Annotated in this window: 17 protein-coding genes; 2 read left to right on the top strand and 15 right to left on the bottom strand. The window is 69.1% G+C overall.

Features of this window, described 5'->3' with window-relative positions; genetic code table 11:
- From ACM2XV_RS07305 to ACM2XV_RS07280, 6 genes are all read right to left on the bottom strand, one after another.
- Nucleotides 1-540: DinB family protein (locus tag ACM2XV_RS07305; protein WP_487026456.1), on the bottom strand; the 540-nt coding region annotated here is incomplete at its 3' end.
- Between the two features lie 23 nt (nucleotides 541-563).
- Complete coding sequence (locus tag ACM2XV_RS07300) at nucleotides 564-1910, bottom strand: serine hydrolase domain-containing protein (RefSeq protein ID WP_344775989.1); 1347 nt, start codon at nucleotides 1908-1910, stop codon at nucleotides 564-566.
- Nucleotides 1911-2005: 95 nt separating this feature from the next.
- Nucleotides 2006-3304: an ATP-dependent DNA helicase gene (locus ACM2XV_RS07295; protein ID WP_344775987.1), complete on the bottom strand. Its 1299-nt coding sequence runs from the start codon at nucleotides 3302-3304 to the stop codon at nucleotides 2006-2008.
- Between the two features lie 9 nt (nucleotides 3305-3313).
- Nucleotides 3314-3667: a hypothetical protein gene (locus ACM2XV_RS07290; protein ID WP_487026455.1), complete on the bottom strand. Its 354-nt coding sequence runs from the start codon at nucleotides 3665-3667 to the stop codon at nucleotides 3314-3316.
- A gap of 47 nt (nucleotides 3668-3714) precedes the next feature.
- The gene (locus tag ACM2XV_RS07285) at nucleotides 3715-5682 is read right to left on the bottom strand and encodes a bifunctional copper resistance protein CopD/cytochrome c oxidase assembly protein (protein ID WP_487026454.1); all 1968 of its coding nucleotides are present in this window, start codon (nucleotides 5680-5682) and stop codon (nucleotides 3715-3717) included.
- A 102-nt stretch (nucleotides 5683-5784) separates the two neighbouring features.
- The gene (locus tag ACM2XV_RS07280; protein WP_344775983.1) at nucleotides 5785-6072 is read right to left on the bottom strand and encodes an HU family DNA-binding protein; all 288 of its coding nucleotides are present in this window, start codon (nucleotides 6070-6072) and stop codon (nucleotides 5785-5787) included.
- A gap of 172 nt (nucleotides 6073-6244) precedes the next feature.
- Here ACM2XV_RS07280 and ACM2XV_RS07275 point away from each other — a divergent pair, with 172 nt between their 5' ends.
- Nucleotides 6245-7495, top strand: coding sequence for an amidohydrolase (locus ACM2XV_RS07275; protein ID WP_487026453.1), 1251 nt, complete (start codon nucleotides 6245-6247; stop codon nucleotides 7493-7495).
- A 125-nt stretch (nucleotides 7496-7620) separates the two neighbouring features.
- Here the strand turns inward: ACM2XV_RS07275 and rpsN are convergent, their stop codons facing one another.
- The 8 genes from rpsN to ACM2XV_RS07235 all read right to left on the bottom strand — a co-directional run bounded on the left by rpsN (nucleotide 7621) and on the right by ACM2XV_RS07235 (nucleotide 12756).
- Nucleotides 7621-7926: a 30S ribosomal protein S14 gene (gene rpsN / locus ACM2XV_RS07270; RefSeq protein ID WP_344775979.1), complete on the bottom strand. Its 306-nt coding sequence runs from the start codon at nucleotides 7924-7926 to the stop codon at nucleotides 7621-7623.
- Between the two features lie 5 nt (nucleotides 7927-7931).
- Complete coding sequence (gene rpmG / locus ACM2XV_RS07265; protein ID WP_022881958.1) at nucleotides 7932-8099, bottom strand: 50S ribosomal protein L33; 168 nt, start codon at nucleotides 8097-8099, stop codon at nucleotides 7932-7934.
- Entirely contained in the window at nucleotides 8099-8335 is a 237-nt protein-coding gene (gene rpmB / locus ACM2XV_RS07260) for a 50S ribosomal protein L28 (protein WP_344775977.1), read from the bottom strand. Before rpmB ends, rpmG begins: the two co-directional genes overlap by 1 nt.
- Before the next feature lie 184 nt (nucleotides 8336-8519).
- The gene (locus ACM2XV_RS07255) at nucleotides 8520-8939 is read right to left on the bottom strand and encodes a Fur family transcriptional regulator (protein ID WP_344775975.1); all 420 of its coding nucleotides are present in this window, start codon (nucleotides 8937-8939) and stop codon (nucleotides 8520-8522) included.
- Complete coding sequence (locus ACM2XV_RS07250) at nucleotides 8936-9835, bottom strand: metal ABC transporter permease (RefSeq protein ID WP_487026452.1); 900 nt, start codon at nucleotides 9833-9835, stop codon at nucleotides 8936-8938. The genes ACM2XV_RS07255 and ACM2XV_RS07250 overlap by 4 nt, the downstream gene beginning before the upstream one ends.
- A complete protein-coding gene (locus tag ACM2XV_RS07245; protein ID WP_487026451.1) occupies nucleotides 9832-10734 on the bottom strand; it encodes a metal ABC transporter ATP-binding protein in 903 nt (300 codons plus the stop codon). The genes ACM2XV_RS07250 and ACM2XV_RS07245 overlap by 4 nt, the downstream gene beginning before the upstream one ends.
- Nucleotides 10706-11623 (bottom strand): metal ABC transporter solute-binding protein, Zn/Mn family, encoded by a 918-nt coding sequence (locus tag ACM2XV_RS07240; RefSeq protein WP_487026450.1) that lies wholly within the window; start codon nucleotides 11621-11623, stop codon nucleotides 10706-10708. The genes ACM2XV_RS07245 and ACM2XV_RS07240 overlap by 29 nt, the downstream gene beginning before the upstream one ends.
- 74 nt (nucleotides 11624-11697) lie before the next feature.
- Nucleotides 11698-12756 carry a histidinol-phosphate transaminase gene (locus tag ACM2XV_RS07235; protein ID WP_487026449.1) on the bottom strand — a complete coding sequence of 353 codons (1059 nt, stop codon included), beginning with the start codon at nucleotides 12754-12756 and terminating at the stop codon, nucleotides 11698-11700.
- A gap of 37 nt (nucleotides 12757-12793) precedes the next feature.
- On the opposite strand from ACM2XV_RS07235, the gene ACM2XV_RS07230 reads away from it, so the two are divergent.
- Nucleotides 12794-13198, top strand: coding sequence for a phage holin family protein (locus ACM2XV_RS07230; protein ID WP_344775965.1), 405 nt, complete (start codon nucleotides 12794-12796; stop codon nucleotides 13196-13198).
- On the opposite strand, the gene ACM2XV_RS07225 is transcribed toward ACM2XV_RS07230, so the two are convergent.
- On the bottom strand, nucleotides 13158-13375 hold a 218-nt coding region (locus ACM2XV_RS07225), incomplete at its 5' end, for a hypothetical protein (RefSeq protein WP_487026448.1). The two genes, ACM2XV_RS07230 and ACM2XV_RS07225, sit on opposite strands and share 41 nt — an antisense overlap.

Genomic DNA, 13375 nt, shown 5'->3' with positions numbered 1-13375 from the left:
GACATCCCAGCGATGGTGGATGACGTCGTGCGCGAAGTATGCCGCGAGCGACGCGACCGTGAAGCGCGAGCCGTCGGTGCGTCGCCCCGTGCGACCGAGCTCGGCGTCGGGCACCAGCTCGAAGGCATCCGCGATCGCATGGCCCGCGGCCGCCAGCTCGCGCGCGACCCGCACGGGCGACTGGGACCGGTAGTCCGCCCGCACGGCCGTGTCGTCCTGGTCCCAGTTGAGGAAGTCGGGGTCGGTGAGCACGAGCATGAGGTTGAGCCGCGCGTGCATGATGCGGAATACGTCGCGGGTGTGCGCGGCGTATTCGAGCGGCGACCACGTCGAGTCGTCGGGGCGCACGCCGAGGGCTGCGGCCGAGCCGGCCGCCGCCGAGCCGTCGCCGCCTTCGAGAACTCCCTGCCAGAACTCGACGGCCTCACGCGTCACGCGGGGAACGTCTCCATAGCTGATCGCCGCGGGGTCGAACCCGCACTCGGGGCAGGCGCGCTCGAGCACCCAGGTCCAGTTCTTCGTGTCAGGCGTGATGGGCACTGGCTCAGTATCGCAACGACGGGCTAGTACTCGGGCTGGATGTCTGCGATCGCGGCGAGCGCGGGGGTGAGTGCGCCGCCTGCGGCGTTGCACCCGGTCTCGTGCGGCAGCACCGCGCCCAGCTGCTGAGCCGTCCACGGCAGGCCGATCGCCGGCTGCTTCTTGCCCGACTCGGCCGGCGCCTTCGACGCGATCGAGGCGAGCTGCAGGGCGACCAGCCGGGCGAAGTTCGCGCCGGGCGTCGAGTTGTTCACCATGACGACGACGGTCAGCCCCGACTTCGGGTCGGAGTACGCGGCGGTCGCATAGCCCGGCACCGCGCTCGCGTGCCCGATGAGGGGCCCCATCTTCTCGACCCCGAGCCCGTACTGCGCCCACGACGGCATCGACTTCGACATGATCACGCTCTTCTGCTGCTGCGCGGCGAGTTCGTCGGGCAGCAGGGCGCCCGCCGCGACGGCGTGCACGAGCGAGGCCGTGTCTGTCAGGTTGCTGACCAGACCGCCGGCCTGCTGCATCGCCGTCGGCGAGAGCTTCGTGTCGTCATCGAGCACCTTGCAGTTCGTCGCTCCGGTCACGGGGTCCCTGTCGGCCGCGTATCCGCTGGCGACCGGGCTCGGCAGCGCCGAGGTGCTCGGAAGGGTCGTCGTGTCGCTGATGCCGAGCGGCCCCGTCACGTACTTCTCGTAGAGCGACGGCCATGACTCGTGGGTCGCGGTCTGCAGCGCGAGGCCGAGCAGCACGAAGCCGGCGCTCGAATACGACCACTTCTGACCGGGGGCACCGGTGCGCGCCTGGCCGAGCCCGCTGTTGATCAGCTCGACCGCGTCCCAGGTGCGCGTCGGGTTCGTCACCATCTGCGGCGCGAGCTCGCCCCAGTAGTCGGCGAACCCCGAGGTGTTCTGGCACAGTGCGCCGAGGGTGAGCCCGTTCAGGCCCACCATGCGCGGCAGATAGGTCGACACCGGGTCGTCGAGCTTCACCTTCTTGTCGCCCACGAGCCCGAGCAGCACGGTGCACGTCGCGGGTTTCGTGATGGACCCGATGCGGAACGACGCGTCGACGTCCATGGGCGCCGCGTTCTTCTCGCGTGACGCGTGGCCGGATGCCGCCGTCCACGTTCCCGACCAGGGGGCCCACACGCCGGCGACCCCGCCGCTGGCGCCCGCCAGCTTGACCGCATTGTCGAGCACGTGCTGCAGTTGCTTGGTCGTGCTGCTCGGCATCCGATCGCCGGTCTGCGCTCCGATCGCGGTGACGCTGGCGCCCGCCACATTGCCGCACCCGGCGAGCAGCAGCGCGCTCATGCCGAGAGCGATCGCGGCAATCGCGCGGCGCGCGCGCAAAGCAGGACGGACGTCAGACGCCATGCCCACCACCCCTCGTGCAGCAGCAGTCTGTGAGTTCGAGTCTATGCGTGCGTCTACGGTCATCCATACGCCGATCGGATGACTCCGCGACGGTGTTACGAAGCCGTGACCGCCACGCGCGGCGCACGCCCCGCGTCGGCCATGAACCGCTCGACGTCCTTGTCGACCCAGATGTCGGAAGGGCGCAGCGGCCGGGTCAGATAGAGCCCCTCGAGCGCCGTGATGCGGCTGAGTGCGACGTAGGTCTGCCCGGGGCTGAACGCACGCGAGCCGAGGTCGACGATCGCCTGGTCGTAGGTCTTCCCCTGCGATTTGTGGATCGTCACCGCCCACGCGAGGCGCAGAGGGAACTGCGAGAACTCGGCAACGACCTCTTTCTCGAGCTTCTTCGTCGCCGGATCGTAGCTGTACTTGTGCCGCTCCCACGTGGCCGGCTCGACCTCGTAGCGCACGCCGTCGATCTCGACCTCGACGTTGGCGGTGATCTTGGTCACGGTTCCGATCGAGCCGTTCACCCAGCGCACCTCGCCCTGCCCCTGGGTGTCGTTGCGCAGGAACATCACCTGCGCGCCGACCTTCAGCTCGAGCGCTTCGTCCGCCGGGTAGTTGCGGCCGCCGAAGTCACCCGAGATCTCTGCCTTGGCGGTCTGCAGCCGCCCCGGCAGCCGCTGCAGCTGCGCCTGGTTGATGCGGTTGACCGAGTCGTTGCGGCTCGCCAGCGTGATGACCCCGTCGCGCGGCGCCGGGCGAGCGCCCACCGTGTTCAGCCTGTCCGCGATCTCCTTCGTGACCATGCCGTGCCGCACCGCGTTGAGCATGTACTTGAACTCGGCCTCGTGCTGCCGGTGCACCTCGCCGAGCTCGACGATGCGCAGCTCGGCCGTTTGCCACACCTTCGCGTCGAAGAACCACATCGAGCGGTAGGTGTCGGCGAAGTACTCGCGCTCTTCCTGGCTGCCGGGCACCGGCGCCAGCTGGTACGGGTCGCCGAACAGCACGACCTGAACGCCGCCGAACGGCTCCTTCCGCTTCCGCGCCTGGCGCAGGCTGCGGTCGATCGCGTCCATCAGATCGGCGTTGACCATCGACACCTCGTCGATCACGAGCGTGTCGATCGTGTTGAGCAGCTTCTTCAGCTCGTCGGACTGGTCGATCGCCTGGTCGGCGATCACGCCGATCGGCAGTCGGAACAGCGAGTGGATCGTCTGCCCGCCGACGTTCAGGGCGGCGACGCCCGTCGGCGCGCTGATCACCAGCTGCTTCTCGGTGTTCCACGCGAGGTGGTTCAGCAGCGTGGACTTGCCCGTGCCGGCGCGGCCGGTGACGAACACGTGCTCGCGCGTCTTCTCGATCAGGTCGAAGACGGCCTGCTGTTCGCGAGAGAGTCGGGGCACCGATTCAGATTAGTTGCCTGGGACTCCGTCGCCGTTGATATCCCCAGGCACGCCGCCCGGCGCCGCGGCGTTGAACGCCCGCTGGCGATTCAGCAGCTCTTGCTGCTGCATCAGCGCGAGCTGGCCCTGCAGCAGCTGCGCCTTCGCGAGATCGCCCTCGCGCGTCGCCTTCAGGATCTCGCCGGGCAACTCGAGCATCGCTTCGCGGTAGGCCGCGATCTTCTTCCGATCGCGCAGCAGGCGGTAGATCGTGAAGACGATTCCAGCCAGCACCGCCAGCGCAACGACCCCGAACAGGACGGGGAACAGCATGGCGATCAGGTCGAAGCCGCTCGGCTCAAGGGGATTGCTCGGATCAGGCATCCGTCGCCCTGCCTCTCATGTGGTTGGCACGAGCATACGGGTGCCGCTCAGCGGCGCGAGGAATCCCGTTCGGCCATGCGCTGCAGCATCGCGTTGTATTCGGCGACGTCGGCGTTGCCGGTGCGATCGGACGCCCGGTCCTTCCGCTTCGTCTCGCGCGCGTCGCTGCGGCTCCATTGCAGGGCGACGATGATCGCGAGCACCAGCGTCGGAAGCTCGCCGATGCTCCACGCGATGCCGCCGGCGACGTACTGGTCGTGCATCGGCGTCGCGCCCCAGTTGCGGCCCATCGCCCCGAACCAGTCGGCGAGGAACAGCCCGGACGCCGTCATGATCGTGAGTCCGAAGAAGGCGTGCACCACCATCGTTCCGAGCAGCAGCACGAGCCGGAACGGGTAGGCGAGCCGGAACGGCACCGGGTCGATCCCGATGAGCGACTGGACGAAGAGGTAGCCGGTGATGAGGAAGTGCACCGTCATCCACTCGTGCCCGAGATGGTTCTCGGTCGCCCAGCGGAACAGCGGCGAGTAGTAGAAGACCCAGAGACTGCCCACGAACAGCAGCGCAGCGATGAACGGGTTGGCGAGGATGCCTGCGATCTTGCTGTGCACGGCGAGCAGAATCCACTCGCGCCCGCCGCGCGAGCCGTCCGTGCGCTTGGCGATCGCGCGAGCCGCCAGGGTGACCGGCGCGCCGGGGACGAGCAGCAGCGGAACGACCATCATGAGAGCCATGTGCATCGTCATGTGCGCGGAGAACAGGTAGTCGACGTAGACCGCGATGCCGCCGCTCGTGATGTAGGCGAGCACGAGCATGCCGACGATCCACGAGATCGTGCGGCCGAGGGGCCACGCGTCGCCGCGGCGGCGCAGGCGCAGCACGCCCGCGACATAGAAGACGATGCCGAACGCGGCGACGAGCAGCCAGATCGGGTCGACGTTCGCGCCGAAGAGCAGCGTGCGCAGCGTCTCGGGCGGCGGCAGCGGCTGCCCCGTCAGAATCTCGGCGGGCGTCGTGCCGATGGGCACCTGCTGAACGGGCGTGGCGGTGCGGGCGAGTGCGGCGGCGATGCCCGAGGCGACTCCCATGAACGCGAGCTCGGCCGCCACGAGCGCCCAGAACGGCCCTCGGCCGGCGCTCGTGCGCAGGCGGGCGATCAGCCATCTGCGCTGCAGCACGCCGAACAAGCCCAGGATGATGAGCACCGTCACCTTGCCGATGACGAGCAGGCCGTACGGGGTGAGCAGATTCGCCCAGGTGCCGACTCGCAGCTGCGCGTTGAGGAAGCCGCTGAAGGCCACGACGATGAAGCAGATCAGGGCGAGGCTCGAGTAGCGGGCGAGCACGGTCGGAAGCCGGTCGCCGCCGAGCGTTTTGCGCAGCAGCACGAGCGTCAGCAGGCCGCCGATCCAGACGGCGGCGCCGACGATGTGCAGGCCGAGCGACGTGATCGCGAGGTTGTGGCCGCTCGTGCCTGCGGCATGCCCCTGCAACGCGATGGGAACCAGCGAGCCGGTGGCGAGCAGAGCGACGAAGACGAGAGCGGTCTGGTTGCGGACCGCGAAGCACAGCACCGTGGTCGCCGCGGCCGCGAGCGTCGTGATGCCCCATGCCTGGCCCAGGGCGATGCTCGAGACGAACTGCATGAACTGGTTGCTGAAGGCCTCCGTCGCCGCAAGGCGCGTGCCCGTCGCGTCGCTGAACGAGAGCACCGTGACGACGCCGGAGGCGACCGCCATGACGGCGGCAGATGCCGCCGCGACATCGAGGGCGCGGCCGAACTCGGGCCTCTTCGCGCTCAGGGCGAAGATCGACAGCACGAGCGCCCCGATCATGCCCGCAGACGACAGATCGACCACCAGCTTCGTGAGCGGCAGACCCCACCTCACCACCGGGCCGGGGTCGCTCAGTGCGAGCGGCGCGCTCGCCCCGCCGAAGGCGAGGGCGGCGATGACCGCGGCGAGCGCCGCGACGACGAGTGCGACGGGCCCTGCGACGCGCTGCGCTCTGTTCACCGCACCAGCGTAGTTCGCGGTGCCTTGGAGCTTTCCTGGCACGGTCGCGCGCACGAAAAAGGCGCCCACCGCGGTGAGCGCCTTCCTCTGTGTGGTGCGGTCTTACTTGACGGCAGCCTTGAGCTTCGAGCCCGCGGTCAGCTTGACGCGCTTGCCGGCCGGGATCTTGATCTCGGCGCCGGTCTGCGGGTTGCGGCCCGTGCGAGCGGCGGTCGCCGAGCTCTCGGCGGCGAGCCAGCCGGGGATCGTGACCTTGCCGCCGTCGGCAACGGTCTTCGCGATCGTCGCGAAGAAGGCGTCGATGACGCCGCCGACGACGGTCTGGCTCTGGCCGGTCTCACCGGCGACCGCAGCGACGAGCTCGGTCTTGTTCAGCGACTTGTCAGCCATGGGGTGTCCTCCTCGGACTACTGCTGCGTCAGCAGCGTCTGTGTTCAGTGATGAAACGGTTGGCCCACAGGGAGGCTGGTGTTCCGGCCCCCTCCGGCCACGGCCAAAGTAGCATCACACCCGCGTGAATCCGCGGAATTTCGGCGTGTTGCGGCAGTGAAAGGATGTCGTCATGAGCCATCGCGACGACAGGAATCCGATCAGAACGACCCGCGGAAGCGTCGCGGTGACGAATGCCCGACTCGTTCCCGTCTCGGCAGAGCCGATCGAGAACGGCACGATCGTGGTTGTCGATGGTGTGATCCAGGCGCTCGGCGCCGGGGTCGAGATCCCCTCGGGCATCCCTGTCGTCGACGCGGGCGGCAAGCCGGTCTACCCCGGCTTCATCGAGGCGCACGGCCATCTCGGCGTCCACGAGGAGGCCGAGGGCTGGGCGGGCAACGACACCAACGAGATGACCGACCCGAACGGCGCGGGCCTGCGCGCCATCGACGGCATCAACATCGAGGACGAGGGCTTCCGCGACGCCCTCAGCGGCGGAGTCACGAGCGCCGTGATCAAGCCCGGCTCGGGCAACCCGATCGGCGGGCAGACCGTTGCGATCAAGACCTGGGGCGGGCGCACCGTCGATGAGCAGGTGATCGCGGATGCCGTGTCGGTGAAGTCCGCGCTCGGCGAGAACCCGAAGCGGGTCTACGGCGACAGGAAGCAGCTGCCGTCCACGCGGCTCGGCGTGGCATCCGTCATTCGCTCCGCGTTCGTCGACGCACAGAACTACCGCGCCAAGCGCGAGGCCGCGGCGGCCAAGGGCGAGGCGTTCGAGCGCGACCTCGCAAAAGAGACCCTGGTGCGCGTGCTCGACGGCGAGCTCGCCTGGGACCAGCACACCCACCGCGCCGACGACATCGCGACGGCACTGCGGCTGGCCGACGAGTTCGGCTACCGCCTGGTGATCAACCACGGCACCGAGGGTGCCGAGCTCGCCGACGTGCTCGCCGAGCGCGATGTGCCGGTGATCTTCGGGCCGCTCTTCACGACCCGCTCGAAGGTCGAGCTGCGCAAGCGGGCGATCGTGAACCTGGGGCGGCTGGCCGCGGCGGGCGTGCGCGTCGCGATCACGACGGACCACCCGGTCGTGCCGATCAACTTCCTCGTGCACCAGGCGTCGCTCGCCGTGAAGGAAGGGCTCGACCCGCGCACCGCCATCGAGGCGCTGACCGTCAACCCGGCCTCCTTCCTCGGCCTGCGCGAGCGCGTCGGGGCGCTCGAGCCCGGCCTCGACGGCGACCTCGTGATCTGGTCGGGCGACCCCCTCGACGTCAACTCGCGCGCCGAGCAGGTCTACATCACGGGCACGCGCGTGTACTCGTGGGATGCCGCACGCGGCGGTGCCGTCGTGGAGCGCTCCGCCCGCTTCGCCTAGCAACTAGTTCCCGTTCCGGACGGATGCGCCCGGGGCCGCGGGCGCGCATGTCCGGAACGGGAACGAGTTGGCGCCGGGCACGACGAAGGCCCCCTGGAGAACCAGGGGGCCTTCGTGAGAACTGCTTACCAGCTCGACTTGGTGATGCCGGGCAGCTCGCCGTTGTGCGCCATCTCACGGAAGCGGACACGCGAGATGCCGAACTTCGAGAGGACGCCGCGGGGGCGGCCGTCGATCTGGTCGCGGTTGCGCAGGCGCACCGGCGACGCGTTGCGCGGCAGCTTCTGCAGCCCGACGCGAGCGGCCTCGCGCTCCTCATCGGTGGAGTTCGGGTTCACGAGCTGCTTCTTCAGCTCGAGGCGCTTCGCGGCGTAACGGGCGACGACAGCCTCGCGCTGCTTGTTGCGGGCGATCTTGCTCTTCTTAGCCATATTCCTTAGCGCTCCTCACGGAACTCGACGTGCTTGCGGATGATCGGGTCGTACTTCTTCAGCACGAGGCGATCGGGGTCGTTGCGGCGGTTCTTCTTGGTCACGTAGGTGTAACCGGTGCCGGCCGTCGAGCGGAGCTTGATGATCGGGCGGATGTCCTGCTGCTTGGCCATTAGATCTTCTCCCCACGGGCCAGGATGTCCTTGACGACGGCCTCGATGCCGCGGGCGTCGATGACCTTGATGCCCTTGGCGGACACGTTCAGGGTGACGTTACGGCGAAGCGAAGGGACGAAATACGTCTTCTTCTGGATGTTCGGGTCGAAACGACGCTTCGTGCGTCGGTGCGAGTGCGAAATGGTGTGACCGAAGCCGGGGGTGGCGCCGGTCACCTGGCACACTGCTGCCATGTGATTCCTCCATCACTACCGATGCCCCAGAAGGGGCATCCCAAGATCTCTTGTCGGCACACGCCCGCCACCTTTTTTCGCGAAAGGGGGATCGGTGTGTGCGAACCGGCTCGAGGAGTCCGAGCCAGACAAACATCCAGTCTACGGGACGGCGTGTCGCGGCACCAAATCGCGGCGAGCGCGGCTATGCGGATGCCTGTGCCGAACGCGCCTGCGCGGAACAGTCGCGGCACAGGCCGAACACGTCGACGACGTGCTGCGGCTCGGTGAATCCATTCGCGCTCGCGACCTGCTGGGCCCATTCCTCGACCGCATCGGCCTCGATCTCGACCGTGAGCCCGCAGTTGCGGCAGATGAGGTGATGGTGGTGGCCCGTCGTGGAGCACGCGCGGTAGAGCGCCTCGCCTTCCGGCGACTGCAGCGAGTCGGCCTCGCCCTCGACGGCGAGCGACGCGAGCGCGCGGTACACGGTCGCGAGCCCGATGGGGGAGCCGCCGTCGCGCAGATTCGAATAGAGGCCCTGCGCGCTGATGAAGCCGTCGCTCGAGCCGAGCGCCTCGCGCACGGCCTCGCGCTGCCAGGTGTTGCGCTTCGCGGTCGTCATGCCGCCACCTTCATGGGGGCGGCCGGCTCGGGCATCCGGCGCCCGGAAACGCCGCGACGCGCACGCGACGCGCCGATCACGCGGCAGACGACGTAGATCGCGAACGAGATCGTCGTGACATACGGGCTGATCGGGACAGAGCCGCCGAGAGCCAGCAGGATGCCGCCGACCATCGACACCACGCCGAACAGCACGCTCAGCAGCGGCACCACGAGCGGCGAGGCGGAGACGCGCAGCGCCGCAGCGGCCGGGGTCACGAGGATCGAGAGCACGAGCAGCGCACCGACGATCTGCACCGACACCGCAACGGTCAGCCCCAGCAGCAGCATGAACACGATCGACAGCCCGCGCACCGGCACCCCGCGTGCGGCCGCGACGTCGGCGTCGACCGACGCGAAGCTGAGCGGGCGCCAAACGATGGCCAGCCCGACCAGCACGACGAGGGCGATGGCGATCAGCCAGCCGACCTGCGGGTCGTCGATCGCGACGATCTGCCCGGTGAGCAGCCCGAACTTGTTGGCGCTGCGCCCGGGGTAGAGGGCGAGGCACAGGATGCCGAGGCCGAGGCCGAACGGCATGAGCACCGCCGTGATGCTGTTGCGCTCGCGGGCCCGGGCACCGAGTGCGCCGACGAGCAGCGCGGCGACGAGCGAGCCCACGATCGAGCCCTGCACGACGCCGACGCCCAGCAGCAGCCCCGCCGAGGCGCCCGCGAACGAGAGCTCGCTGATGCCGTGCACCGCAAACGCCATGTCGCGGCTCATCACGAACACGCCGATCAGGCCGCCGATCACGCCGAGGACGGCGCCCGCGATGATCGAGTTGCGCAGCAGCACGAGTAGCTGGCCGTAGTCGCTGAAGTTGAAGATCTCGCCCCAGAGCTCCGCGTGCGTCACAGCACCACCACCTCGCTGTCGTCGGGGTTGTGGTCGCACACGGCCTCGTGCCCGGCGTCATGATGCTCGTCGTGGGGGGCGTGGCCGCTGTCGGGCGTGCCGACCACGATGATGCGGCCGCGCGCGCGGATGACGTCGACGGGCGAGCCGTAGAGCTCGCTCAGCACCTCGCTGCGCAGCACCTCGTCGGGGGCCCCGACGCGGAATCGCCCGCCCGCGAGATAGAGCACGCGATCGACGATGGGCAGCACGGGGTTCACGTCGTGCGTGACGAACAGCACGCCGAACCCGCGCTCGCGCCGGTGCCGGTCGATCAGCTCGCTCACGGCGCGCTGGTTGTTGAGGTCGAGTGAGGCGAGCGGCTCATCGGCAAGCAGCAGACGGGGGTCGGATGCCAGCGCCTGGCCGATGCGCAGGCGCTGCTGCTCACCACCCGACAGCGTCGAGACGGGCACGTTGGCGTAGTCGGTCGCGCCGACATCGGCGAGCAGTCGGTCGACCCGGCGGCGCTTGTCGCGGCTCGGCCAGAAGCCGTACGAGCGGCCGTCGACGCCGAGGCCCACCAGGTCGCGGGCGCGCAACGGCGTCCCCTCGTCCGCCAGCTTCTGCTGCGGCACGTACCCGATGCGCGAGTTCCCCGCCGTGACGGGCTCGCCGGCGACAAGCGCTTCGCCCGCGGTCAGCGGCTGCCGCCCGAGGATCGCACGCAGCAGGCTGGTCTTGCCCGACCCGTTGGCACCGAGCACCGCGATGAACTCACCAGGGGCGACGTCGAGGTCGAGCCCCTGCCAGAGCGTGCGGCGGTCGAAGCGCAGGGTCGCGCCCCGCAGGCTCAGGACCGGGCCGGCGGGGCGCTCACCTGCCGAGAGCTCAGTCGCCAAGCGCTGATCCGATCGCATCGAGGTTCGCGGTCATCCACTCAATGTAGTTCTTGCCCGTGGGCAGCGTCTCGGTCACCGGCACGACGGCGACGTTGTTCTGCTTGGCCGCCTTCAGCACGGCTTCGGTCTGCGGCCCCGTGGTCTGCTCGTTGTAGGCGAGCAGCTTCACGCGACCGCTGCTGTAGAGGTCGAGCGTCTGCTTCAGCACCGTCGGTGCGACATCCGTGTCGTTCTCGATGGCCTCACTGAACTTCTCGGGCGTGACGTTCTTCAGCCCGATCGCGTCGAGCATGTAGACGGGGACCGGCTCGGTGATGGTCACCGCCGTGCCCGCGTGCTCGCTCTTGAGGTGCGCTTCGGTCGCCTCGAGGTCGGCGAGCTTGCCGTCGAAGCTCGTCGCGTTGGCGTGGAAGTCGTCCGCCGCCGCGGGGTCGGCCTTCGCGAACGAGTCGGCCAGCTGGTCCGCCACCTTCTTGACGGTGGGGAAGTCGTACCAGAGGTGCTCGTTGAAGTCGCCCTCGCTCGGGTGCTGGTCATAGCCCGAGATGTCGGCGGCGACGAGCGTCGTCGGGTCGTTCTTGGACGCCTTCACCATGGTGCTGACGAAGTCGTCGTAGCCTCCCCCGTTCGAGATCACCACGTTCGCCTTCGAGATCGCGAGCTGGTTGCGGGCGTCGGCCTGGTACTCGTGCGGGTCCTTGTCGGGGTCGTCGATGATCGAGGTCACCTTCACGTGATCGCCGCCGATCGCACTCGCGACTGAGCCCCACACGTCTGTCGAGGCGACCACGTTGAGGCTTCCGGACTTCGCTGGGTCGGAGGCGTCGGATGCGTCGGTGGAGCAGCCCGCCAGGACGAGGGCCGCCGCGGCGAGAGCGACGGGAGCAATGAGGCGCGTTCGATTCACGTCTGCGACGTTACGCCTTATTGATAATGATTGTCAAAACCAGCAGGGCGGCGAGCGGATGCCTGCGCCGCACCTCAGCGCGGCAGGGTGGCCGTCACCGCGAGAATCCGCTCGATCGACTCCTCTTCGCCGATCGAGATGCGAATGCCGTCATCGAGGAACGGCCGCACCGCGATGTCGGCGTCGAAGAACGCGTCGGTCGCCGCGGTCGTGTGCGCCCCGGTCGGCAGCCACAGGAAGTTGCCCTGCGCCGCGGGAATGCTCCAGCCCTGCTCGATGAGCGCGCCGCGCAGGCGGTCACGACGGCTGACGATCTCGGCCACGCGCTCGTCGAGCGCGTCCTTCCTCTCCAGGCTCGCGAGGGCGGCGGCAAAGCCGAACTCTGTCACCGCGAATGGGATCGCGGTCGCACGCGCCGCGGCGAGCAGGCGGGCGGGCCCGATCGCGTAGCCGACGCGCAGCCCCGCGAGGCCGTAGGCCTTCGAGAACGTCCGGGTGATGACGAGGTTGGGGTAGCGCCCGAGGTAGGCCTCGCCGTCGACGGCGCTCGGGTCGGTGACGAACTCACGGTAGGCCTCATCGAGGACGACGAGCACCTCGGGGGGAACGGCGGCCATGAACGCCTCGAACGCCGCCGCGGGCACCGCGGGCCCTGTCGGGTTGTTCGGCGAGCAGACGACCACCACGCGGGTGCGCTCGGTGACCGCCGCGGCGAGCGCGGTGAGATCGTGCTCGAGCGTGTCGGTGAGCGGCACGCGCACGCTGGTCGCGCCGGTGACGGTGACGAAGCCGGGGTATGCCTCGAACGAGCGCCATGCGTAGACGATCTCGTCGCCGGGGGCGGCCGCCGCGAGGAACAGCTGCTGCAGCAGGGACGACGAGCCGGCGCCGACGATGACCTCGCTGAACTCGACGTCATAGCGGTCGGCCAGCGTGGTGCGCAGGGCCACGGCCGCGCCGTCGGGGTAGCGGTTGATCTCGACGTGCGCGGCCGCGGCCTCGAGCACACCGGGAAGCGCCGGGTACGGGTTCTCGTTGCTCGACAGCTTGAAACCGTCGGGCGAGGGCGAGCGCCCCTGCGAATAGGCCGTCAGCGCGGCGATCTCGGGGCGCAGACGCACATTCTCAGACACCCTTCAAAGGTAGCCGTGCGCCTGTCAGACTTTCGCCATGCGCTTCGTCGTGAAACTGCTGATCAACGCCTTCGCCCTCTGGCTCACCACGCTCATCGTCGCGGGCGTGCACGTGACGGCATGGAAGGACGGCTCGGGCTCGGCGCTCTTCTGGACCTACATCGTGCTCGCGCTGATCTTCGGCATCGTGAACGGCGTCGTCGGCACCGTGCTGCGCATCGTCGCCTTCCCCCTCTACATCCTCACGCTGGGCCTGTTCTCTCTGATCGTGAACGGGCTGCTCCTGCTGCTCGTGGAGTGGATCAGCGACCACTGGCTGCACTTCGGCCTCACCGTCGACGGCTTCTGGTGGGGCGTGCTCGGGGCCCTCGTGCTCGGCATCATCGGCTGGATCGTGGGGCTCATCTTCCGGCCCCTGACCCAGCGGCCTGACCCTCGCTGAGCCGCTCACCCCGCCAGAGCGTCACCTCGGCCGGGCCACCGCCCGTGAAGGCGGCGAGCTTCCCCCGCGCCGCGACGAGCCGAGGGTCGCTCGAGACATCCATCTCGGCCGCGGTGCGCGCGTAGCCGGTGAGCTCGTGCGCAGGCAGGACGCCGGAGCCCCGGGCGTCGGCCGGCG

It is taken from the genome of Gryllotalpicola sp. CP2-P1, from assembly GCF_057512245.1.
This window is presented reverse-complemented; position numbering and strand designations above follow the sequence as displayed.